At 43.0% G+C, this 22,300-nt stretch carries 20 protein-coding genes and 4 tRNA genes; 20 read left to right on the top strand and 4 right to left on the bottom strand.

Annotated elements, in window-relative coordinates; genetic code table 11:
* From B9T38_RS08895 to rimI, 18 genes are all read left to right on the top strand, one after another.
* Positions 1-780 carry a uroporphyrinogen-III synthase gene (locus B9T38_RS08895; protein ID WP_086196450.1) on the top strand — a complete coding sequence of 260 codons (780 nt, stop codon included), beginning with the start codon at positions 1-3 and terminating at the stop codon, positions 778-780.
* Positions 777-1,619 carry a hypothetical protein gene (locus B9T38_RS08890; protein WP_086196449.1) on the top strand — a complete coding sequence of 281 codons (843 nt, stop codon included), beginning with the start codon at positions 777-779 and terminating at the stop codon, positions 1,617-1,619. The genes B9T38_RS08895 and B9T38_RS08890 overlap by 4 nt, the downstream gene beginning before the upstream one ends.
* Positions 1,620-1,626: 7 nt before the next feature.
* Positions 1,627-2,820: a hypothetical protein gene (locus B9T38_RS08885; protein WP_086196448.1), complete on the top strand. Its 1,194-nt coding sequence runs from the start codon at positions 1,627-1,629 to the stop codon at positions 2,818-2,820.
* Positions 2,821-2,831: 11 nt separating this feature from the next.
* Positions 2,832-3,266 carry an acyl-CoA thioesterase gene (locus tag B9T38_RS08880; protein WP_086196447.1) on the top strand — a complete coding sequence of 145 codons (435 nt, stop codon included), beginning with the start codon at positions 2,832-2,834 and terminating at the stop codon, positions 3,264-3,266.
* A gap of 140 nt (positions 3,267-3,406) precedes the next feature.
* Positions 3,407-3,733: an H-NS histone family protein gene (locus B9T38_RS08875; RefSeq protein ID WP_086196446.1), complete on the top strand. Its 327-nt coding sequence runs from the start codon at positions 3,407-3,409 to the stop codon at positions 3,731-3,733.
* A gap of 184 nt (positions 3,734-3,917) precedes the next feature.
* Complete coding sequence (gspN, locus tag B9T38_RS08870) at positions 3,918-4,661, top strand: type II secretion system protein N (protein WP_086196464.1); 744 nt, start codon at positions 3,918-3,920, stop codon at positions 4,659-4,661.
* Positions 4,662-4,663: 2 nt separating this feature from the next.
* Complete coding sequence (locus B9T38_RS08865) at positions 4,664-5,506, top strand: type II secretion system protein N (protein ID WP_086196445.1); 843 nt, start codon at positions 4,664-4,666, stop codon at positions 5,504-5,506.
* Positions 5,507-5,549: 43 nt separating this feature from the next.
* Entirely contained in the window at positions 5,550-7,814 is a 2,265-nt protein-coding gene (gene gspD / locus B9T38_RS08860; RefSeq protein ID WP_086196444.1) for a type II secretion system secretin GspD, read from the top strand.
* Positions 7,815-7,883: 69 nt separating this feature from the next.
* Positions 7,884-8,567, top strand: a complete 684-nt coding sequence (locus tag B9T38_RS08855; protein WP_086196443.1) for an FHA domain-containing protein — start codon at positions 7,884-7,886, stop codon at positions 8,565-8,567.
* An 85-nt stretch (positions 8,568-8,652) separates the two neighbouring features.
* The gene (locus tag B9T38_RS08850; RefSeq protein WP_086196442.1) at positions 8,653-9,324 is read left to right on the top strand and encodes a phosphoglycolate phosphatase; all 672 of its coding nucleotides are present in this window, start codon (positions 8,653-8,655) and stop codon (positions 9,322-9,324) included.
* A gap of 116 nt (positions 9,325-9,440) precedes the next feature.
* Positions 9,441-10,934, top strand: a complete 1,494-nt coding sequence (gene trpE, locus B9T38_RS08845; RefSeq protein ID WP_086196441.1) for an anthranilate synthase component I — start codon at positions 9,441-9,443, stop codon at positions 10,932-10,934.
* Between the two features lie 98 nt (positions 10,935-11,032).
* Positions 11,033-11,108 (top strand) — tRNA-Thr (locus B9T38_RS08840).
* A 54-nt stretch (positions 11,109-11,162) separates the two neighbouring features.
* A tRNA-Tyr gene (locus tag B9T38_RS08835) sits at positions 11,163-11,246 on the top strand.
* Between the two features lie 38 nt (positions 11,247-11,284).
* Positions 11,285-11,360: transfer RNA gene (locus B9T38_RS08830), tRNA-Gly, on the top strand.
* A gap of 15 nt (positions 11,361-11,375) precedes the next feature.
* Positions 11,376-11,450: transfer RNA gene (locus B9T38_RS08825), tRNA-Thr, on the top strand.
* Between the two features lie 147 nt (positions 11,451-11,597).
* Positions 11,598-12,788, top strand: a complete 1,191-nt coding sequence (gene tuf / locus B9T38_RS08820; protein ID WP_086196440.1) for an elongation factor Tu — start codon at positions 11,598-11,600, stop codon at positions 12,786-12,788.
* A gap of 382 nt (positions 12,789-13,170) precedes the next feature.
* Complete coding sequence (locus tag B9T38_RS08815) at positions 13,171-14,052, top strand: metal-dependent hydrolase (protein WP_086196439.1); 882 nt, start codon at positions 13,171-13,173, stop codon at positions 14,050-14,052.
* A gap of 102 nt (positions 14,053-14,154) precedes the next feature.
* Positions 14,155-14,613, top strand: coding sequence for a ribosomal protein S18-alanine N-acetyltransferase (gene rimI / locus B9T38_RS08810; RefSeq protein WP_086196438.1), 459 nt, complete (start codon positions 14,155-14,157; stop codon positions 14,611-14,613).
* 11 nt (positions 14,614-14,624) lie between these two features.
* Here rimI and B9T38_RS08805 read toward each other — a convergent pair whose 3' ends face one another.
* The 3 genes from B9T38_RS08805 to trxB all read right to left on the bottom strand — a co-directional run bounded on the left by B9T38_RS08805 (position 14,625) and on the right by trxB (position 17,262).
* Positions 14,625-15,440: an arginyltransferase gene (locus B9T38_RS08805; protein ID WP_086196437.1), complete on the bottom strand. Its 816-nt coding sequence runs from the start codon at positions 15,438-15,440 to the stop codon at positions 14,625-14,627.
* A gap of 19 nt (positions 15,441-15,459) precedes the next feature.
* Positions 15,460-16,191, bottom strand: a complete 732-nt coding sequence (gene aat / locus B9T38_RS08800) for a leucyl/phenylalanyl-tRNA--protein transferase (RefSeq protein ID WP_086196436.1) — start codon at positions 16,189-16,191, stop codon at positions 15,460-15,462.
* A 114-nt stretch (positions 16,192-16,305) separates the two neighbouring features.
* Positions 16,306-17,262, bottom strand: a complete 957-nt coding sequence (trxB, locus tag B9T38_RS08795; protein WP_086196435.1) for a thioredoxin-disulfide reductase — start codon at positions 17,260-17,262, stop codon at positions 16,306-16,308.
* Positions 17,263-17,547: 285 nt separating this feature from the next.
* On the opposite strand from trxB, the gene B9T38_RS08790 reads away from it, so the two are divergent.
* Both B9T38_RS08790 and B9T38_RS08785 read left to right on the top strand, forming a co-directional pair.
* Positions 17,548-20,640 carry a DNA translocase FtsK gene (locus B9T38_RS08790; RefSeq protein ID WP_086196434.1) on the top strand — a complete coding sequence of 1,031 codons (3,093 nt, stop codon included), beginning with the start codon at positions 17,548-17,550 and terminating at the stop codon, positions 20,638-20,640.
* Between the two features lie 152 nt (positions 20,641-20,792).
* Complete coding sequence (locus B9T38_RS08785; RefSeq protein WP_086196433.1) at positions 20,793-21,695, top strand: AEC family transporter; 903 nt, start codon at positions 20,793-20,795, stop codon at positions 21,693-21,695.
* Positions 21,696-21,775: 80 nt separating this feature from the next.
* On the opposite strand, the gene B9T38_RS08780 is transcribed toward B9T38_RS08785, so the two are convergent.
* Entirely contained in the window at positions 21,776-22,063 is a 288-nt protein-coding gene (locus B9T38_RS08780) for a PA4642 family protein (protein WP_086196432.1), read from the bottom strand.
* Between the last annotated feature and the right edge of the window lie 237 nt (positions 22,064-22,300).

Below are 22,300 nucleotides of genomic sequence, written 5' to 3'. Positions count from 1 at the left end.
ATGCTGTTTATCAATACACGTCCGCAGGACCGTGCAGAAAGTTTGAGTCATGCCTTACGTATGGCTCAAATTGAGGTGTTGGATTTACCTTTATTGCAATTGCTGCCTCGACCCTGGTCAGCTGACTTGTCTGAACTTTATCAGCAATTGCCTGCTGCTCAGGTGATTGTGGTGGTGAGTCCCACGGCCGTGCAAATCGGCATGGATTATTTAAAACAATCATGCATAACGCTGGATCAGCTTAAACATATTCAGTGGATTGCAGTCGGGGATCGCACTGCTCAGGCTCTGGCACAATATGGTATTTCTGCCGAAGTCCCCAAAGTTGAAACATCGGAAGGAATGTTACAGCTTCCTGTTTTACAAACCCTCAATTCAGGTCAGTGTCTGGCTTTTTGGCGTGGTGAAGGGGGACGGATGTTTATGATGGATCAGTTAAAACAGCAAGGCATGCGAATTCTAAATTTTATTTTATATGAGCGCCGTTGTCCTGTATTTACTCAGCAAGATTTAGCTAATATATTAGCTTTATTAGAAAAACAAAAACAGTATGCTATGGTGGTCAGTAGCGAAGCGGGTTGGTTAAACTGGATTCAGCTCATGCAACATCAGAAGCACCTTATTGCAAGAGGGTATTATCTGGTTTTAGGGGAGCGCCTGTATCAAGTTGTTTCGAATTATAAAAAAAATCAGGCAACATGTTTTAATATCACGCGACTACCTGATTTAAAAACAGATTCAATTCTGCAGAAGCTTGTTGTTGTGCAAGGAAACACATGAAGAAAATACTCATTTTATTATTTATTTTAAGTTTACTCTGGATTGCTAAATTAAGTTATGACTTATTTAATCTTACTGCACAACAAACAGAATTAAATACCAGTCTGCATCGAATCGAACAGAATAATGCAAATTTAAATGATCAATTTGTCGCTTTACAGCGCAAAGTCATGCTGACAGGAGAGTCTGCACCGGCAAGTTCGCAGGCTGCAGAGAATTTAAAAACCATTCAGGCAGCAAGTATTGATCCAGTTGTGGTGATTAAACAGCAACTAGAATTAATTGAATTTATGTTGCAGCAACAACAATTTACCGCAGCTCTGGATAAATTAACCCGTTTGGATCAAAGTCTTGAGCAATATGCCCTTGCGGCACCATTGAAGCAAAGTCTGCATCAGGTTATTGCCAAAGATCATCAGCTTATTCAGCATTTTGTCAGTGAGCGGATGGCTCAGCAAATCAAAGTGGATGCGCTTATTCAGCAACTTGATGCTGCGCTGGCCCAAGAGTTACATGCACCCCAATTAAACGCGAGCCAGGCATCGGGTAAATCTTTCTGGCAACGCTGGCTGGTGATTGAACCTGCGAAACAACCTGCTACGGCGCTTATGCAGCGTCCGTTAATTTTAAAAGAAGCGCAGCTCCGACTGCTCGTTGCGCAACAAGCCTTAAAACAGGGACAATATTTAGAGTATCAAAAATCCCTGACCGAAATTATTCAGCTATTAAATCAAATCCCCGATGAGAAGTCGCGACAGCTGATTCAGAATATCCAGAAGATCAAAGGATTTACAGTTTTGCCGACGCCTAGTTTAAATACACGTGCATTATTGGGATGATAAATTCATGAAGCAGATTTTACAGGCCTATGCTTTTATCAGCCTACTTATTATTGCAGGTTTAAGTGTTTTAAGTTATGGGTATGGCGCAGGTTATGTTTATTTATACTGGCGTGAATGGCAAATTCAAACCAATATCTGGATCATGTTTATTATTCTGGCCAGTTTAAGCCTGTTGATCCAATTATTGTGGTTGCTCATTAAACGTTATTTAACCCGGGAACAACGAAAGCTGGAAACAGTTTTTAATTTTAAAAACTTGCACCCTTATGAACAGTTGGCAGTAATTTGGTTATTAGAGGCAGCACAAGATCAACATCAATTTATTCAAAACGTCTTTTCTCAATCGGGTTTATTAAAGGGGATTATTGGTTCCCGTTTGTATTGGATGCAGCAGCAATATCCCCAAGCACTTGCCATCTTAAACCAAAGTAATGCCATGGCATTTGAATTGGCCGAAATACAGCGTATAGAAATTTACCTGTCGCAAAATGATGTCGAGCAAGCATTAACCCATCTTGAATTCTTAAATCAACATGAGCTTTCACCCTGGTTAAAAGATGTAAAAAGTGCATATGATTTAAGATTAACCAGTTTATGGGAAAAGTTTGCCATTCAGTTTCCCTGGATGTATTTACGCTCGACTAAATATGGACATCTGGGCACAGAAAAAAAACAGGAATGGTTACAGCAATTATTGGTTAATTTTGATCAGGCCAATATCGAAAGTTTACAAAATTTGCAACAGCGCTATTTAGACTTGCAGGACCAGATTTATAGCCGTGATTATGAGATTAAAGTGTTATGGTTAAAGCTGTTATCACGTATGCCGGAAATGAGCCAGCAGCATGAAGCCTTGGTCTTACATTTACTGGATCAACAGTTTAATCAAGACGTTTTTTATTTATGGTTCCAGCAGCAATTATTAAAGCAAAGTCCAGATTATTTAATGGTTGAGCAACGAATTGACTATTGGGAAAGTAAATATCCTTCTTTACCTGTATTTGCCTTTGCGAAGTGGCATGTATATACCGCTACTGCAAGAGCGGCTGAAGCTGACCAATTGCTGAAGTTATACCCAGATAATGTGATGATGAATTATTTAAGAATTAAATCTACTTTAAAAGGTCAGGATGATTTGATTAAGCAGTTAAATTTAATTTTTGAAAATAATGCAAATTTTGTAGAAATAAAAATATAAAGGCAAGGAATATGCTCACTCTGTCCGATTATCCGGTGATTTATGATCAGTCTGTTGCTTGGGGCGATATGGATGCTTTTGGGCATGTAAATAACGTGATGTATTATCGTTATATCGAAAGTGCCCGCATTTTTTATATGGATGTCTTGAATATTTTTGCACAGGATGTTTATACAGTGGTTGCTTCTAACCAATGCAAATATATTAGTCCGCTATTTTATCCAGACCAGCTTAAAATTGGTGTGCGTGTTGAGGAAATTCGTAATAGTGCCTTTCGTATGAGCTATTTATTATGGAGCGAGTCGCAACAAAAAACTGTTGCCGTGGCAGAAGCAGTGATTGTCTGTGTAAATAAGCACAACATGCTTAAAACGGAAATACCAGAAATTATTCGCCATAAAATTACAGAAATTGAGTTAAGCGTAAAACATTTAATTTTAAATTAAGGTTTTTCCAATATAGTGGGCCGTAAAATCTGTTTAGCTAATTTTTATTTATTTAAAAAATTCTATTGAATGTTTTAAATAATAAAAATATTATGAGCTAGTTTTAATTAAAAAAATATAAAGCCTTTTTTGGAGTTAATATGATGCCCGACATTAGTAATTTATCTGTTGAAGAGTTAAAGCGTTTACAAGTTGAAGCTGAAGCATTAATTGCTTCTAAAAATGATCAGGCAGTTGAAGATGCCTATCAGCAAATTTTGGACATTGCTGATAACGTTGGTTTAAGCATTGAACAAATTTTAGAGTTTGGTGCAACCAAGCGTAAGAAAAGTACACGCAAATCTGTAGAACCACGTTATCGCAGCAAAAAGAATTCAGCAGATACTTGGACTGGTCGTGGTAAACAACCGCGCTGGTTGGTTGCAGAACTTGAAAGTGGTGCAAAATTAGAAGATTTTCTCATTTGATGGAAATATTCATCAGATAGTCATCTAATCGAATTAAATTAAAAAAACCAGGCTTTTAAGCGTGGTTTTTTTATATCTATTTTTTATCACTTGGAATTGGCGTTGAGAAAAAAGTGTGCATAATGGGGTAGAAATATAATATTCGTGTTAAGGGAAGAATAATTGACATGTGGGTCGTGGTGGGATGATTAAAAAACCCAAATATATCACCTGGTGGATTTTCTCCGTCAGTGTCTTTTTAATGTTCATATTACTCCAAATTCCAGCGGCTTGGCTGATTTCAAAATTTTATAAAAACAACCAGATTTTACAAAACGTCAGCGGTAATATTTGGCAGGGGCAAGCAGATTGGCAGATGGGCAATTTAACCGGGTCGTTGAGTTGGAAAACACGCCCTCTGGATATTTTTTTGCTGCGTTTGGGGGCAAACATAGAGTTACATAGTGGGAATACCCAGCTCGATGCCGTTGTTGGCTATGGTTTTGGCAAAAAAATAATGGTCCATGACTTGAATGGCCAGGTTGCGCCGGAAACGCTGAAACATCTGGTGGAATGGCAGTGGCCGGCCAATGCCATTCAATTGCAGGATATCAATTTTAATTTTAAAAAAGAACAGGGTTTTGCCGGGGCTGAAGGTCAGTTGCAATGGGCGGGTGGCGAGCTGGTTTATAATTATGCCCAGCGTCAGGATCAAATGAATATTCCTTCCTTGAAAGGAAAATTGTCGGATGAAAATAATAAGCTGTTTTTTGATATCCGGGATCAGCGTGATCAAAAGCTGATGGCATTGGAACTGGATCAAAACGTGATGCTCGATCTGCGGTTGACTCAACGTCTGCTGCTGAATATATCTTCCTATAATGGTAAAGCTGGTTTGGATACCTATGTGGTGAGTTCGCGCCAACCTTTGTTTAAAGGTGGCCTCTAATAATGAATCAGTGGTTAGAAAAAATTCAACAACTCAACTGGAAGCAGACAGACCGCATTGCTCCCTTATTTTTGGTCCTGCTGATTTTATATTTATGCTGGAAGTTGGCAAACATTTTTTGGCTGCTGGTGGCACCGCCTCAGGTCATGCAGCTGGACCGTGTTGAGCTGGGTTCACACCAGCCACAGGTACCCAATATTTCTTCATTTGCCCTGTTTCAGGAAGCAGGTAGAACAGCTGCGGCAGAAGACACGGCTAATTTGATTTTGCAAGGTGTGGTGGTCGGTCATCCCAATCAGTTTTCCTCCGCAGTCATTAAAGTCAATGATCAGGCCGATCGCTATCAGGTGGGTGAAAATATTGCCCCAACCTCTTATCAGTTGGCTGAAGTGTACTGGGATCGGGTAGTGTTGCGTCAAAGTAATGGGACTACGCGAGAACTACAATTCAAAGGTATGGAAAATGGTCTGGATCAGAGCATTATTCCGCCTGTAGCAACAAACAGCTTACCGATGAATAATCAGACCACACTGCCTATGCCCAGTCAGGAACAAAATGCTTTAGGGCAGGCGGTGCAGAAGATACAGGAAGATCGTGATCAGTATTTAAAAGATATGGGGGTCAATGCAGCGAGTGGGGGCTATGAAGTTACGGCAAGAACGCCAGCGGCATTGCGCAGTAAGCTGGGACTGCAACCAGGTGACCGGATCATGTCTTTAAATGGACAGGCTGTGGGGCAGGGGCAAAGTGATGCCCAGCTGCTGGAACAGGCTCGACGTGAAGGTCAGGTCAAAATAGAAATAAAGCGTGGTGATCAAGTGATGACCATACAACAAAATTTTTAAGTGATGCATCGTCACCTTACAGGATTAGGAAGCACGAAACTTTATGGCTTTATTTAATCATCATCGTCCAGTGTGGGCTTTATTCGCGGCTGCACCCCTGATTGCTATGGTGAGTACCTCTACTCAAGCGCAAACATGGAAAATCAACTTACGAGATGCTGATTTAACTGCATTTATTAATGAAGTAGCTGATATTACCGGGAAGAATTTTGCTGTTGATCCGCGTGTGCGCGGCAATGTCACGGTCATTTCCAATAAGCCTTTAAATAAAGCCGAAGTCTACGATCTGTTTCTGGGCGTATTGAACGTGAATGGTGTGGTCGCCATTCCTTCAGGCAATACCATCAAACTGGTTCCAGATAGCAATGTCAAAAGTTCCGGTGTGCCTTTTGACAGCAAGCACCGTGCGACTGGGGACCAGATTGTCACACGGGTGATCTGGCTGGAAAACACCAACCCGAATGACCTGATTCCTGCCATCCGTCCATTGATGCCGCAATTTGCCCATTTATCGGCAGTGGCTGGAACCAATGCGCTGATTGTGTCAGACCGTGCCAGCAATATTTATCAGCTGGAAACCATTATCCGTAATCTGGATGGTACCGGACAAAATGACATTGAAGCGGTGAGCCTGCAATCCAGTCAGGCTGAAGAAATGATTGGTTTGTTGGAATCTATGAGCTCTACCGGCGCAGCCAGAGATTTAAAAGGTTCCCGTATCCGTATCATTGCAGATACCCGCACCAACCGCATTGTATTGAAAGGTGACACGGCAACACGCAAACGCATCCGCCAGATGATTGAAATGCTGGATGTACCGGCAGCAGATCGTCTGGGTGGTTTAAAAGTGTTTCGCTTAAAATATGCCAGTGCCAAAAACCTGGCGGAAATCTTACAGGGGCTGGTATCTGGTCAGTCGCTATCCAGTTCATCCAATTCAAATAGTTCATCAAACAATAATTTGGTGAACAATTCAAACAATAACAATTCGGGCAGTAGTTCATCTAGTAGCAGTTCTTCCAGTATTTCGACCCCAAGTATTAATCTGGGTGCAGGATCAAACAGTAGCAATCAGAATAGCATCACCAGTTTTAATGCTAATGGCGTCAGTATTATTGCTGATGACAGCCAAAATTCATTGGTGGTGAAAGCTGATCCACAACTGATGCGTGAAATTGAATCGGCCATTCAGCAGCTGGATATCCGACGTCAACAGGTCCTGATTGAGGCTGCCATTATTGAAGTGGAAGGCAATGATGCCGATCAGCTGGGTGTGCAGTGGGCTTTGGGTGATCTGACCAACGGCGTCGGCTTAATCAACTTTAGCAATGTCGGTGCAAGTATTGCCGAGCTTGCTGCCGGATATGTATCTGGTGGTGCGGCAGGTGCTGCGGCCAATTTAGGTACTGGTACCTCGCTGTTACTTGGCGATTACAGGGAAAGTGATAACGGTTCACGCAAACTTTATGGCGCATTGATTCAGGCGCTAAAAAGCAAAACCAAGTCCAATCTGCTCTCGACACCTTCCATTGTCACCATGGATAATGAAGAGGCCTATATTGTAGTGGGACAGAACGTGCCGTTTGTGACCGGTTCTGCAACCACGACTTCAGCGGGGTTGAATCCTTATACCACGGTAGAACGCAAGGATGTCGGTGTTACGTTAAAGGTGGTGCCGCATATTGGGGAAGGTGGTTCGGTGCGTCTTGAAGTCGAGCAGGAAGTTTCTGCGGTACAGGACAAAGGTCAGGCCCAGGATCTGGTCACCAGTAAGCGTGCCATTAAAACCTCGATTCTGGCAGAACATGGACAGACTATTGTTTTGGGTGGCTTAATTTCCGACAACTCGATTCATAGCCGTCAGTCGGTACCGGGTTTGGGTGCAATACCAGGTTTGGGGCGTCTCTTCCGTGCCGATGCCAAATCCAATGAAAAACGTAATTTGCTGGTCTTTATTCATCCCACGATTGTTGGAGATAGTAATGATGTGCGCCGTTTGTCGCAGCAGCGTTATAGCCAGTTGTACAGCTTGCAGTTGGCCATGGATCAGGATGGTACTTTTGCCAAATTACCTGAAAATGTAGAAGATATTTATCAGCAGCGCATTCCGGTTACCTCATCGGCACCGAAAGCCTCTCATTATCAAACATTGCCATCAGCAACCCAAAATCAGCCCAATACAGCCACGTTTAGCACACCGGTTGCGATAGAACCGGTAGTACAGAAACAAAGTGTTGCTATGCCGGTGACCGAGGTTAAAAAAACCAAAAATACCGTGACCACAACCACGATTCGTTCTGGTTCTTGACAGCGTGGCTAAAGAATTGAATATTTGCCGTGATATGATGATTCAAAATCACAAAGAGAAGTGCATTTCATGACTTGGAAAATACAAGCAATTACCGGTGAATTAACGGGACAGGAAATCAGCATCGACCGTGATATGTTGGTCGGGCGCCATCAGAGTGCAGATATCGTATTGCAGGCCGGGGAAATTTCCCGTAAACATGCGGCTTTCTTGCTCAAAGACCAAGCCTTATGGCTGCAAGATTTAAACTCATCCAATGGCACCTTTGTCAATGATGTACGTATTGAACATGAAACCTTGTTAAAAGAAGGGGATATTGTTCAGTTCGCAAGCCTGAAATTTTCAGTTCTAGAACCTGCTCAAGCAATAGATGTGCCGCTTGAGATTGAACAGACCGTCGCTGCATTAAATCAGGAAGGGCCAGCAGTTAAACAACCTGTAGAAACGGAAATGCCAAAGACTGCAGCACAGCAAATGAATGATCAGGGTATGCCTGAACTGACCGAGCGCGATGCCAGCGTTCAGCTGAGTCGTGATGGTATGCCACAAGGGGTTGCCATCCCGAAACCTGCACCCATTCCTGAAGGTGTGGACTTGAGTGCAATTCCCGAGAAGCAAACACCCATCGCGATTGAAACACCGGTATCACGTGTAGAGCAAGTCAAGGAAGAGCAGAAAAATGCATCGGTGGGCCTAATCTCCATTGTTGTATTGATTATCCTTGCAATCATTGCCTGGTTATTCTTTAAATAAGCCTGCACGCGACATACAATAAAGGCATGCAATCGCATGCCTTTATTGTATCTGTGTGGTCGAAATCAATCATAAGAGGGAAATGATGTCTGTAGCAAAACTTGCAAGCCGTGAACTGATTTTATTTGACTTGGATGGCACTTTGGTTGACTCAGCATCTGATTTATATCGGGCCATGAATATGAGTCTGAATGTCTTGCAATTACCCACCGTGACAGAGCAACAGGTGCGTACCTGGATTGGCAAGGGAACCTCTGTTTTTTGCCATAGCACTTTGCAATATCTCACCGGAAAGGTCGATCCTGAACAGCATCAGCAATTGTTGACGACTTTTTTAAATATTTATAATGCTGATCCCTGTGTGGATACTCAGCCATTTAAGGGGGTGGTTGAGTTTCTCGATTGGGGCTTAAGCAACAATAAGCAGATGATTTGTGTCACCAACAAACCCGAACAGCCGGCACGTGCGATTGTCGACGCTCTCGGCTTGAGTCATTATTTTGTTGATGTGATTGGCGGGGACCGTTTTGAAGAGCGTAAACCTCATCCACGGCAGTTGCTGTTTTGTGTTGATGAATATAATGTCACTGCGGCAGAAACCTTAATGATTGGTGACTCTAGTAATGATGTCGAAGCAGCAAGACGTGCAGGAGTTGATTGTATTGTGGTGAGCTATGGCTATAATCATGGTGAAGATATTCATGATTGCCAGCCGCAACAAGTGGTTGATGATTTAATAGAATTACTTGCGCAATAAGTGAAAATTAAGGATAGCGGAATGAGAAATTGTATGGTTTTTCGATGGCGAAACTAAGTCAGATTACAGGAAAACAAACTTAAACCAGCCATATCGAAAACATATAGAGAATACTCATGACAACTCAAGCTCAATTCGAACAGTTAAAATCTGAGGGTTATAACCTGATTCCGGTTTATCGTCAGCGTTTGGCCGATACCGAAACCCCATTATCCGTATTTGCGCGTCTGAAAGACCACAGTCAGGCCTATCTGTTTGAATCGGTCGAGGGGGGAGAGAACTGGGCGCGTTATTCCATTATCGGTTTGGGTGAGTCCACTGTTTTTTCATGCAACCGTGGTGTATTAACCGTTCAGCAGGTGGATGGTTCTGTTGATACTCAGCCATGTAGCGACCCATTTCAGTATATCCGTGATTTTCAGGCGCAGTTCCATGTGCCGACGCAAAAAGATTTGCCTGATTTACCGAGCTTCACCGGGGGGCTGGTGGGCTATTTTGGCTATGATTCGGTACGCTATATTGAACCGCGCCTAAAAAATGTGCCTGAAGCCGATCCGGTCGGTTTGCCAGATATCTGGATGATGCTGTCTAAAACCGTCATTGTGTTTGATAACTTAAAAGACACCTTGTTCCTGATTGTACATGCAGATGCAAATGATCCCGAGGCCTATGCCAAAGCCCTGGCTCAATTGGATGAACTGGAAAATACGCTGGCAACCCCGATCAGCCTGCAAGCCAAAAAACATACCGCTCCCCATTTTGAGTCTTTAACCGGGCATGACAAGTTTATTGAGTCGATTGCCAAGGTGAAGGAATATATTAAAGCGGGCGATGTCATGCAGGTAGTGCCGGGGCATCGTATGGTCTCGGATTTCGATGGCGAACCTTTACAGGTTTATCGTGCCTTGCGTCATCTGAATCCATCGCCGTATCTGTTTTTGGTTCAAGGGCGGACGTTAGATAATCAAAAGCCGTTTCATATCGTAGGATCTTCACCTGAGATTTTATCGCGTCTGGAAAATGGCATTGCGACTGTACGTCCTTTGGCTGGGACGCGTCCACGTGGTAAAACCAAAGAAGAAGATTTGGCACTTGAGCAAGATCTACTTTCTGATGAAAAAGAGATTGCTGAACATTTGATGTTGATTGATCTGGGGCGTAACGATGTCGGGCGTGTGTCAAAAATCGGTAAAGTGCAGGTCACGGATAAAATGGTGATCGAACGTTATTCGCATGTCATGCATATTGTCTCGAATGTGCAGGGTGAAGTTCGCGATGATGTCGATGCGCTGGATGTGTTTAAAGCCACTTTCCCGGCGGGTACGCTTTCGGGTGCACCTAAAATCCGTGCCATGGAAATTATTGACGAAGTCGAGCCGGTCAAACGCGGAATTTTTGGCGGGGCTGTGGGTTATTTAGGCTGGCATGGTGAAATGGACATGTCGATTGCCATTCGAACCTGTGTAATTCGTGAAAATAAGGTCTATGTTCAGGCTGGCGCAGGTCTGGTTTATGACTCAAATCCTGAATCTGAATGGAATGAAACCCAAATAAAAGCTCGCGCAGTGATCAAAGCGGTTGAATTATCGTCAAACGGATTGATTTTATGAGTTTTTGACGGTTTTTTTGAAAAAAACACTTGCACGGATTCTAAGTTTTGCTAAACTGCACACCGTTCCGATACGAAACGTACGAAACACTAAGAAACGCCGGCATAGCTCAGTTGGTAGAGCAACTGACTTGTAATCAGTAGGTCCACAGTTCGAATCCGTGTGCCGGCACCATCTTGGAAGTTTGAGTAGTGGGGTAAAAGAACAACACTGAAGTAAGTGTAAAATGGTGAGATTCCCGAGCGGTCAAAGGGAACAGACTGTAACTCTGTCGCGTAAGCTTCGAAGGTTCGAATCCTTCTCTCACCACCAATTTTAAGACTTCGATAAGTGGTTTATACCAACATCGTGCGGGAGTAGCTCAGTTGGTAGAGCGGTAGCCTTCCAAGCTACATGTCGCGAGTTCGACCCTCGTCTCCCGCTCCATTGAAGTTTTTATTTGCTCTTATAGCTCAGTGGTAGAGCACTCCCTTGGTAAGGGAGAGGTCTCGAGTTCAAATCTCGATAAGAGCTCCAGATACAGTTTGGCAACTTTGTTGCAAAGATTTTAAAAAGCAGGCTTATTAGTCTGCTTTTCAAGTATTGGGTGTTTGATTTTTTAAACGACATGTCGGAGCTGGGTTTTACTCAGGATTGTGTTCGACGTAAACGAGGAAGATGAACATGGCTAAGGCTAAGTTTGAACGTAACAAGCCACACGTAAACGTGGGCACAATTGGTCACGTCGACCATGGTAAAACTACTTTAACTGCTGCGATTGCAACTATTTGTGCAAAAACTTACGGCGGTGAAGCGAAAGATTATGCAGCAATTGACTCTGCACCAGAAGAAAAAGCACGTGGTATTACCATTAATACTTCACACGTAGAATACGATTCTCCATCTCGTCACTACGCTCACGTAGACTGCCCAGGACACGCCGATTATGTTAAAAACATGATCACTGGTGCTGCTCAGATGGACGGTGCAATCCTTGTATGTGCTGCGACTGACGGTCCTATGCCACAAACTCGTGAACACATCCTTTTGTCTCGCCAAGTAGGTGTACCTTACATCCTTGTGTTCCTGAACAAATGTGACCTTGTAGACGACGAAGAGTTGCTTGAACTGGTTGAAATGGAAGTTCGTGAACTTCTTTCTACTTATGACTTCCCTGGTGATGACACTCCTGTTATCCGTGGTTCAGCTTTGGCTGCACTTAACGGTGACGCTGGTCAATATGGCGAATCTTCAGTTCTTGCTCTTGTTGAAGCGCTTGACACTTATATCCCAGAACCAGAACGTGCAATCGACAAAGCATTCTTGATGCCAATCGAAGACGTATTCTCAATTTCTGGTCGTGGTACAGTAGTAACTGGCCGTGTTGAATCAGGTATCGTGAAAGTAGGCGAAGAAGTTGAAATCGTTGGTATCAAAGATACAGTTAAGACAACTGTAACTGGCGTAGAAATGTTCCGTAAATTGCTTGACGAAGGTCGTGCAGGCGAGAACTGTGGTGTTCTTCTACGTGGTACTAAACGTGAAGACGTTCAACGTGGTCAAGTACTTGCTAAACCAGGTACAATCAAGCCGCACACTAAATTCGATGCAGAAGTATACGTACTTTCTAAAGAAGAAGGTGGTCGTCACACTCCATTCCTTAACGGTTACCGTCCACAGTTCTACTTCCGTACAACTGACGTAACTGGCGCGATTTCTTTGAAAGAAGGCGTTGAAATGGTTATGCCTGGTGACAACGTAGAAATGTCAGTAGAATTGATCCACCCAATCGCAATGGACCCAGGTCTACGTTTTGCGATCCGTGAAGGTGGTCGTACAGTTGGTGCTGGTGTTGTTGCTAAAGTAACTGCATAAGTATTGATTGTGTAAAAAAAGCGTCCCTCTGGGACGCTTTTTTTATGGTTTTTATTTTATTAATTCGTTTTTTAAAATTTATCTTGTATAACCTTAGCTTATTTCTTGTATCGAAGAAGTGATTTGACGCATTGTTTTTTCCTGCGTCGAAAAAATAATTTTACTTATCATCAGTTTTTCTCTTGCGTCGGAACAAAGCAGTGCTTTATCCCTTGCGTCGAAAAAATAATTTCACTCATCATTATTTTTCCTCCTCATGTCCTAAACTGATATTTTCCTGACCCTATCTGCACTTATAGCAAGTTTTTAAACACGTAATATAACAATCAAGAAAAACAAAAGTGAATCTAGTTATATCGTTGCTAGATAGGAGTAAAGCATCATGAATGTAAAGGTTAATATGAGCAATCGTGCCGGTGCGAGTTTTCCTGTACGCCGCATGAACTTTGATTTTGAACACGTACCGGAATACTGGATGAATGGTTCAGCCGGGTTGACACACTTTATGACAGCGCTATCAGCGTTGTTTCCTGCAGGCGAAAAATTTTTTATCGACAGTGTTCGTGCCGTACGTCATCATCCTGCCTTAAAAGATAATGTAGAGTTACAAAAGGAAATCTCTGCTTTTATTGGCCAGGAAGCTATGCATACTCAGGAACATGTGGCTTTTAATGCATCAGCACAAAGATATGGGCATGATGTGCAGACCTTAGATCGCTATACTGATAAAGTGATTCAGACCACACGTAAATTGATGGCGAAAATAGCTAAACCTGTGGGTATTACTCAGGAAATGGTGGATTTGACTGCAACCACGGCACTTGAGCATTTTACTGCGACCATAGCATCGCAGCTTTTAAGCAATGCCCATATCCAGGAACTCATGACCGATGAAACCATGAAAACGATGTGGATGTGGCATGCAATTGAAGAAAATGAACATAAAGCAGTGGCATATGATGTATTCGAAGAAGTCTTTGGTAAGGGATTGAAGTCATATACTCTGCGCACTTCTTCATTGGTGATTGCAATGGCCACTTTATTTATCGTACAAAGTTATTTCCTTGCACGTCTTTTAAAACAGGATCAACAGCTTAACCTTGATTCACTGCAGGAGATTTATAGCTATGCCTATAGTCCATCTAAAGGCGTGATTACCGGTATGGGCAAGGAAATGTTGTGGTATTTCAAGCCAGGTTTCCATCCGAATGATGTCGATACCCATAGTTTACTGGAAAAATGGAAGGCTAAATTAGCCTTTTAAGCTGAAAAATGAGAGAGCGATAATGATCGCTCTTTTTTTTACTCGATTTTTATCACAAAGTTTTTATAATGCGAGGGTTAATTCTAGATAAGATGAACGAAGATGATTCGTTTGATGCAAGCTGCGGATGTATCGACTGTAGCAAAGATTGAAAGATTGGTCCAAAGCCATCCCTGGACCATTAAACAGTTTGAAGAAGCTGTCAGTAGTTATCAGAGCACAGTGATTGAACAAAATGGTCAGGTGGTTGGATTCTGTATTTTACAACCTGTGCTGGATGAAGCGAATTTGCTGTTGATGGCGATTGATCCATCTCAGCAGGGCAAAGGTCTAGGTTTTAAGCTACTGGATGCATCGCTTGCTATGCTGAAAAATAATCCCGTACAAATTTTTCTGGAAGTACGGGAGTCTAACACTCCTGCAATCAAGTTGTATGAAAAAGCAGATTTTCATCAAATCGATTTACGTAAAAATTATTATCCAAATCCGGATGGATCAAAAGAGCATGCCATCATTATGGTGAAAGCATGCACCGATGATTTTGCAAGTTTGTTTAAATAGGAATGGTGACATTACTTGATGATGGGGTTGTTCCAGCCCGAAGGTAATGTCGTCATAAGGGAGTTACCCAATTGCTGAATTTCTTCATGGTTCAGCAAGCGGTTTAAGCGTCTCCATTGCCCATCAATCAACAGTTCCAAAGGTACATATTGCGATTTATAGTTCATTTTATCGGAATGCGGAACCCAATAACCGAGATAGACATAAGGCAAACTTAAAGCTCTGACATGTTCAATCTGTTTGAGTACGGCAAAAACCCCTAGAGAACGGCGACTTTCATCAGGATCAAAGAAGGTATAGACCGCAGAAATTCCATCATCTAGCGGATCGCAGCTAGAAACAGCCAGCAGTTTGTCATCTTTCCAGAATTCGATAAAGAAACTGTCCGTACAGCTATGGACTAAAAATTTTTCGAATTGGTCCAGACTTGGTGGGAACATATCACCATCAGCATGACGTTCATTGATGTAGCGTTCATAGAGCTGATAATGAATGTTGGAAGCATCGGCTGTGCGGGTAATTTTGACCGTCAGATCCTGATTGCGTTTCCATGCTTTCTTTTGCGTATTGTTCATTTCAAATTCGGAAACAGGTACGCGGCAAGATAAACATTGACGGCAGAGATGGCATTCAGGACGATAGACAAAATCGCCACTACGACGAAACCCCAGACGTGAAAGTTCAGACAGGCTGACCACGTCAATACGATGGGCAGGATCTAAAAAGACCATCCGTGCCGATTTTTGTTCCAAATAACTACAGTTATGCGGTGGCGTAATGTAATACTGTAAATCATTGAGCAGGGACTTTGGGTGATACGAATTCATGGCAATCCCTCTTTTATTTTCATTCCATTAAACGCGCTTTTTGCGCTATTGTTTTACTTGAAAATACACCCTCTTGATATTTTTTCCAATCGATAGCGGACTGTTTTACAACATCTTGTAACGAATTAAGATATGCTTGGCGAGAAAGTGTACAGGCTCCCAGGCTGAGTAGATGATCATTGACCAATTGACAGTCAATCCAGGGCAAATTATTTTCCTGTCCAATCAGCATTAAAGTATAAAACGCCATTTTTGAGACATCGGTTTGCGTACTGAACATCGACTCACCAAAACAGCCGTGTCCAATGGTGACGCCATACAATCCACCAACGACTTTGCCTTCATCCCATACCTCAATACTATAGCCATAACCAGCTTCAAATAGCTGACAATATCCCTCAATAATGTCTTCCGAAATCCAGGTTTCATCGGCATAGCTGCGCGGCAGGGCACAAGAGCGTATGACCCGTTCAAAAGCCTGATTGACCGTGATTTGATAATCAAACTTTTTCATGTTGCGAATTAATGACTTACTCGGATGATAATCCTGCGGACGGATAATGCAGCGTGGTTCGGGACTCCACCAGCAAATCGGTTCACCTTCAGAAAACCAGGGGAACAGGCCATGGGTATAGGCTTCAAAAAGCGTAGAAGGGGAGAGGTCAGCACCGATGCAGATTAGTCCCCGGCCATCTGGATCAGCTTCGATGGGATCTGGGAAAATGAATTCTGAGGGTGCTAATGGATGCATGGGATTCAGCCTGAACGAGAAAAGTAACTGGCAATAAACATTTATGATTTTTATCATACAAAAAAAAACCGCCCAAAGAGGACGGTTTTTTTGAGTTGAATTGATTTATTTAAATCAGTCAGCCAAAGCATCTAGATATTTCTCGGCATCTAACGCAGCCATACAGCCTGAACCTGCTGATGTAATGGCTTGACGGTAAACGCTATCAGCGATGTCGCCAGCAGCGAAGACACCCGCAACAGAAGTCGCAGTTGCATTACCCGCCGTACCACTTTGGACCTGGATATAACCGTCACGTAAGTTCAACTGACCTTCGAACATTGCACTGTTTGGTTTGTGACCAATGGCAACGAACATCCCGGTCACTTCAACGTCTTGTGTTGAATTGTCTTGGGTTGATTTTAAACGAACAGAAGTTACGCCAGATTTTGCATCGCCCAGAACTTCTTCGACCTGATGATTCCAGATAATACTGATTTTGCCTTCTTTTTCTTTAGCAAAAATATGATCTTGAAGGATTTTTTCAGAACGCAAGAAATCACGGCGATGAACCAGGGTCACATGCGAGGCAATATTAGAAAGATAAAGTGCTTCTTCTACAGCAGTGTTACCACCACCGACCACCATCACTTTCTGGTTTTTATAGAAGAAACCATCACAGGTTGCACATGCACTTACTCCTTGACCCATAAATGCAGCTTCAGACTCAAGACCTAAATACTGTGCTGTCGCACCAGTGGCAATGATGAGAGCATCACAGGTGAATTCTTCCATATCACCTTTCAGCACAAATGGGCGAACGCTTAAATCAACTTCATTGATATGGTCATAGACAATGTCGGTGCCAAAACGTTCCGCATGTGCCTGCATGCGTTCCATCAGTGCAGGACCAGTCAGACCTTCAGGATCGCCCGGCCAGTTATCTACTTCAGTGGTTGTAGTGAGTTGTCCACCCAGTTGCAAGCCTGCAATCAGGGTTGGCTTCAAGTTTGCACGCGCTGCATAGACCGCTGCGCTATAGCCAGCAGGACCCGAACCTAAAATAATCAGTCTTGAGTGACGTGCGCTCATCCGCTGCATCCTTTTTTATTTAGAAATTTGTGGAATTATACGTGAAACTGTATAACAGTGGTGTGCGATTAAAGTCGATATTATTGATCATGCAAATCGATTTGAGCTATATAGAACAACAGTGCTGTGCTAGATACCCAATCTGGTATATTTCTAAGCAGCAGCCACTACATAATATTGCATCTTTTTTTGTGGAACAGGTGCATAATACGCGTTTATTGTGAAACTATTTTGTCTTAGTTTCTTACAAAAAACATGAATGAAAAATTGGTTACAGGACAGTATATGACTGCGGTGTCGAGTGTTTATGCACAGCGCTTAATAAAGACATTATTTTTAGTTTCATTTGGAATTTATTTATTCCTTGCAACAGTGACCTATACGCCTTTTGATCCGGGCTGGATGCACATTTCCAGTGATACCCAGCATGTATCGAATGCCAGCGGAGTTGCCGGGGCGTGGATTGCAGATTTACTGTTCGGTTTCTTAGGCTGGGCGAGTTTGCTCATTCCAATTTTTCTCTTCGTTGAGGCAATTCAGGTCTGGTGGCCGTATAGCTTTTTGAATAAACCTTTTCGCTATGCTGCACAGTTCTTTATTTTACTGGCGACAGCAAGTCTGTTGTATCTGTATTGGCAAGTGCCGGCTGATACGCTGGATAATTCGTCGGGCGGGATCATTGGGTATGAGTTGGGGCAAAGTCTTACCCAGATTTTAACCATTTATGGTGCAACGACTTTTCTGCTGCTGTTTTGGCTGGTTTTATTCACCTTTGCATTTGGGGTGAAGTGGAACAAAACCTGGGTTACGCTCAAGGCGACACCTGCTTATTTACAAGACTTATTTTATAAAAATGTGCCTGAAGCCGAATCTGCATTTGACCGGACAAATCCTGAAGTCAAAAAATCATTGGTAAATAACAAACAAAAAACAGCCACAGAAAAAGTAGCAGTAGTAGCCGAACATAAGGAAGTAGAATTGTCACCAGTCGTTCGTGATCCGGCTGCAGAGCGCCTGTTCGATGACATGGTTGAAAAAGAGCAGTCTGCGCAGCAACAACTGGTGGATGAGGAAGATGAGGCGGAATTTGAACAAATTTTAGAAAAAGCCCATCGTCTGGAACAGAATACACATCGTGTTGTGGCTACAGGTGAAGTGTGGCGTGCATTACATGCAGATGAAAATCAAAATCATAACCAAGATATTGATGCACTGTTAAAAGCGGCTGAAGAATCTGGACCCCATACACCACATGACCATTTTCAGGCATTTGTTGATGAGCAACCTGCAGCAACGACTCCGCAGACCTCGAAGCAAAATCTGGATTGGGATGATGACGAAATTTTTGATGAATTGCTTGCAGCTGTGCCGGGTGGAAAAACTGCAACAGATGTACATACGCCATTTAATTCTGTGAATCCAGAACCAGCAGTAGTCATCCCTGAAGAAAAAATGCTGACAGCATCTGCAAGTATCACGGTATCGCCATCACTGAATCATAGTACGCCTAAAAATAGCGCACTGGATGACGAGTTTGATGAACTGGATGATCTGCTGGTAGATGATTTACCAATAGATAATTTACCGGTGGATCACTTGGAGCCAGCAGCGCCTGTAGCAGCACGTACTACGAGTAGTTATGCCCAATCTTCAGCCTTTGTGCGTGCAGAAATCAATACTCAATTGCAGCCGCAATCCACCATTTCTGAAGATGAAAAGGCGTTGATTGCTGCCAATAAAGATGCCTTCCGTGAAGTTTGGCAGGAAACGGCTGGAAAACCTGTCGACGAGCTTGAATTGGATGAAGATGATTTTGATCCGGATGCCCCTTTAACCGATGCCATGGGTCGTCCGATGTCTCGTTCCATGCAGGTGGCGCAAAAACGTCGTGATTTGCCGCCATTGCCAGGTCTGGAGCTGCTGGATAAGGTTGACCCTAACAAGAAGGTGAATTTCACTGCCGAGCAATTGGCACGATTATCTGAGTTACTTGAAATTAAACTGCAAGAGTTTAATGTGAAAGCCAAAGTGATAGAAGCACAGCCTGGCCCTGTAGTGACACGTTTTGAGCTGGATTTGGCACCGGGGGTAAAAGCCTCTAAAGTGACCAATATTTCACGTGACTTGGCGCGTTCAATGTCAATGGCATCGGTACGTGTAGTCGAGGTCATTCCGGGTAAACCTTATATCGGGATTGAAGTACCGAACAGTAGCCGTGAAATGGTTCGCTTGATTGAGCTGGTACAGATTCCCAAATTCAATGATTCTGATGGCATTCTTTCCATGGCTATGGGTAAAGATATTTCGGGTAATCCTGTGATTACCGAACTGGGTAAAGCTCCGCATATGCTGGTTGCCGGTACAACCGGTTCTGGTAAATCGGTTGCGGTGAACTCGATGATTCTATCGATGTTGCTGAAGTACACGCCTGATCAACTACGTCTGATCCTGATTGACCCAAAACAGCTGGAACTGGCCAACTATAATGATATTCCGCATTTGCTCACGCCAGTCGTGACCGACATGAAAGATGCGGTCAGCGCCTTGAACTGGTGTGTCAATGAAATGGAACGTCGCTATAAGCTGATGTCTTTCCTGAAAATTCGTAAGCTGAGCGACTATAACCGTAAGGTTGAAGAAGCGATTGCCAATGGTGAAGAACTGTTTGACCCGACCTGGAAAGCCAGCGAATCGGTTGTGGGCGAACGTGCACCGCGTCTGACTCCATTGCCATCTATTGTCATTGTGGCGGATGAATTCGCCGATATGATCATGCAGGTGGGTAAAAAAGCGGAAGAAATGATTACCCGTTTGGCGCAGAAATCGCGTGCGGCAGGAATTCACCTGTTACTTGCGACACAGCGTCCATCAGTGGATGTGATCACCGGTTTGATTAAAGCCAATATTCCAACCCGTGTAGCATTGCGTGTGAACTCGAAAATTGACTCGCGTACCATCCTGGATGCTGGTGGTGCAGAAGACTTGTTAGGTCATGGTGATATGTTGTTCCTTGGCCCAGGCAAGATTGAACCGGAACGTGTGCACGGTGCCTTTATTGCCGATGACGAAGTGAACCGTATCTGTGATGCATGGCGTGAACGTGGCGCACCAAACTATGTCGATGAAATCTTAACGCCATTTGATGAAGAGCCAAGTAGCCGTGGTTTTGAAGATGGCGGAGAAGGTGGTTCGGACCGTGATGCGCTTTATGATCAATGTGTATCTTTTGTGCTGGAAACCCGTAAGGCATCCACATCTTCGCTACAGCGCAAGTTTAGCCTGGGTTATAACCGTGCTGCACGTATCATTGACCAGATGGAAGAAAATGGCATTGTTAGCGGTATGGGTGCCAACGGTAAACGTGATATTTTAATTTAAGTGTAGATATCAATAAAAGGCCTGCAAATGCAGGCCTTTTTCTTGAGCACAATTGGACGATATCAGGTAAATTAAGTGAATATTCATGAAAAACAAAAGTATCATGCAGCTCGGGAAAGACTGAAATATTTCATTAAGGATACAGATAGAGCATGAATATTGTCATGGCGCTATTTCCATTGATCATTTTGATTGCAATGGGATATCTACTTAAACAGACACGTTTTGTCACAGATGAATTTTGGGGAAACTCTGAAAAGCTCAATTATTTTATCTTGTTTCCTAGCTTACTCTTTTTGAATTTATCTCATGTCGAGCTAGAGATGCTTACTGTGTCGAGCATGCTGGGAATCTTGATCCTGATAATTTTGCTGGCAGCTATGGCTCTTTTTGTGGCCAAAAAAATCTATAACATTCCAGTACAGCGTTTTGGCGTGTATATGCAAAGCCAGGTGCGCTTTAATACCTATATCGGCCTGTCGCTCATGGCATCTTTATTTGGACCGAAAGGCATGCAAATGTTTGCCATGCTGATCGCTGTCGCGATCCCTTTGGTGAATATTCTGTCGGTACTGGCATTATCCAGTTTGAGCTGGAACACACTTGGAAAAACAGTTATTTCGATTACAAGAAATCCATTAATTCTCGGCTGTATTGTTGGCGTGGGTTTCAATCTGCTGAATCTGCCCTTAATTGATGGCATAGGGCAACTTGTGAAATTACTTGCTGCAATGAGCTTGCCTTTGGGTTTGCTGTCAGTGGGGGCAGCATTGCAATTTGACCAGTTTAAAATCAATATCTATCGTTTATTGATGAATGTGTTTGGGCGTTTGCTCATCATGCCCATTTTGGCATTTGCAGTATGCCAGGCTTTTGATTTAAGTCATTTAGAACGCATGATTTTAGTGGTATTTTTTAGTTTGCCGACAGCTTCAGCTTCTTATATTCTGACCCGGGTATATCAGGGTGACCATCGATTAATGGCGGCTGTAATTAGTTTGCAGACAATCTGTTTTGCGGTGACTTTTCCCGCATTGATGTTATTGCTGCCTTAAAATAAAAGTTTAAAAGAAAATTATTTTGATAAAAAAGCCTGGCTGTTCTATGCAAACAGCCAGGCTTTTTTATATTTTACTTAAGCAAACTTAGCAAGCACTTCCAGAAAGCCTTCGCTTTGACGCGGGTACTGTGCAATCACATCATGAATGCGTTGACCTTCAGGATTGGTGGCATTGACATCACGGCCATCGGCAACGAATTGAGTCAGTAAACGCTCATAATCATTTGGACGCATGTGCTTGAATGCATGATAAAGCACATGAAAATCAGCATTAACGCCTGCAGGAGGTAGCTGGGTTAAGTAGGCAAATACACGCTCATCTGACCATTCTTCATTGAACGTTGCTGGCTGAGATAATGCCATCGCAATCTCCTTGGTATACTGATTAAAATAAAAAAGGCAAAATATGAGGCTAGACAAAGCGGTTTTGCTCGACCCTGCCAACTTGAAGCACAGCTTCTCGTCTTGCGGCTGACTAAAGCAGTACCTAAATTGTTCAGGCACTTCGAAGCACAGCTTCTCGTCTTGCGCCTGAACAAAGCAGTGCTTTGTTCAGGCTCATATTTTGCCTTGATTCAATTTGCTTGACTAATCAAAAAT

This window comes from Acinetobacter sp. ANC 4218, assembly GCF_002135245.1.
Taxonomy (GTDB): Bacteria; Pseudomonadota; Gammaproteobacteria; order Pseudomonadales; family Moraxellaceae; genus Acinetobacter.
This window is presented reverse-complemented; position numbering and strand designations above follow the sequence as displayed.

What these genes read in the sequence shown, in the direction of transcription:
- rimI (WP_086196438.1), top strand. Translation starts at nt 14,155, where the DNA reads ATGATTCGTTTGATGCAAGCTGCGGATGTATCGACTGTAGCAAAGATT.
- B9T38_RS08865 (WP_086196445.1), top strand. Translation starts at nt 4,664, where the DNA reads ATGAATCAGTGGTTAGAAAAAATTCAACAACTCAACTGGAAGCAGACA.
- B9T38_RS08875 (WP_086196446.1), top strand. Translation starts at nt 3,407, where the DNA reads ATGATGCCCGACATTAGTAATTTATCTGTTGAAGAGTTAAAGCGTTTA.
- B9T38_RS08855 (WP_086196443.1), top strand. Translation starts at nt 7,884, where the DNA reads ATGACTTGGAAAATACAAGCAATTACCGGTGAATTAACGGGACAGGAA.
- B9T38_RS08880 (WP_086196447.1), top strand. Translation starts at nt 2,832, where the DNA reads ATGCTCACTCTGTCCGATTATCCGGTGATTTATGATCAGTCTGTTGCT.
- B9T38_RS08785 (WP_086196433.1), top strand. Translation starts at nt 20,793, where the DNA reads ATGAATATTGTCATGGCGCTATTTCCATTGATCATTTTGATTGCAATG.
- B9T38_RS08805 (WP_086196437.1), bottom strand. Translation starts at nt 15,440, where the DNA reads ATGAATTCGTATCACCCAAAGTCCCTGCTCAATGATTTACAGTATTAC.
- B9T38_RS08780 (WP_086196432.1), bottom strand. Translation starts at nt 22,063, where the DNA reads ATGGCATTATCTCAGCCAGCAACGTTCAATGAAGAATGGTCAGATGAG.
- gspD (WP_086196444.1), top strand. Translation starts at nt 5,550, where the DNA reads ATGGCTTTATTTAATCATCATCGTCCAGTGTGGGCTTTATTCGCGGCT.
- B9T38_RS08885 (WP_086196448.1), top strand. Translation starts at nt 1,627, where the DNA reads ATGAAGCAGATTTTACAGGCCTATGCTTTTATCAGCCTACTTATTATT.
- B9T38_RS08790 (WP_086196434.1), top strand. Translation starts at nt 17,548, where the DNA reads ATGACTGCGGTGTCGAGTGTTTATGCACAGCGCTTAATAAAGACATTA.
- B9T38_RS08895 (WP_086196450.1), top strand. Translation starts at nt 1, where the DNA reads ATGCTGTTTATCAATACACGTCCGCAGGACCGTGCAGAAAGTTTGAGT.
- B9T38_RS08850 (WP_086196442.1), top strand. Translation starts at nt 8,653, where the DNA reads ATGTCTGTAGCAAAACTTGCAAGCCGTGAACTGATTTTATTTGACTTG.
- trpE (WP_086196441.1), top strand. Translation starts at nt 9,441, where the DNA reads ATGACAACTCAAGCTCAATTCGAACAGTTAAAATCTGAGGGTTATAAC.
- B9T38_RS08890 (WP_086196449.1), top strand. Translation starts at nt 777, where the DNA reads ATGAAGAAAATACTCATTTTATTATTTATTTTAAGTTTACTCTGGATT.
- B9T38_RS08815 (WP_086196439.1), top strand. Translation starts at nt 13,171, where the DNA reads ATGAATGTAAAGGTTAATATGAGCAATCGTGCCGGTGCGAGTTTTCCT.
- tuf (WP_086196440.1), top strand. Translation starts at nt 11,598, where the DNA reads ATGGCTAAGGCTAAGTTTGAACGTAACAAGCCACACGTAAACGTGGGC.
- gspN (WP_086196464.1), top strand. Translation starts at nt 3,918, where the DNA reads ATGATTAAAAAACCCAAATATATCACCTGGTGGATTTTCTCCGTCAGT.
- aat (WP_086196436.1), bottom strand. Translation starts at nt 16,191, where the DNA reads ATGCATCCATTAGCACCCTCAGAATTCATTTTCCCAGATCCCATCGAA.
- trxB (WP_086196435.1), bottom strand. Translation starts at nt 17,262, where the DNA reads ATGAGCGCACGTCACTCAAGACTGATTATTTTAGGTTCGGGTCCTGCT.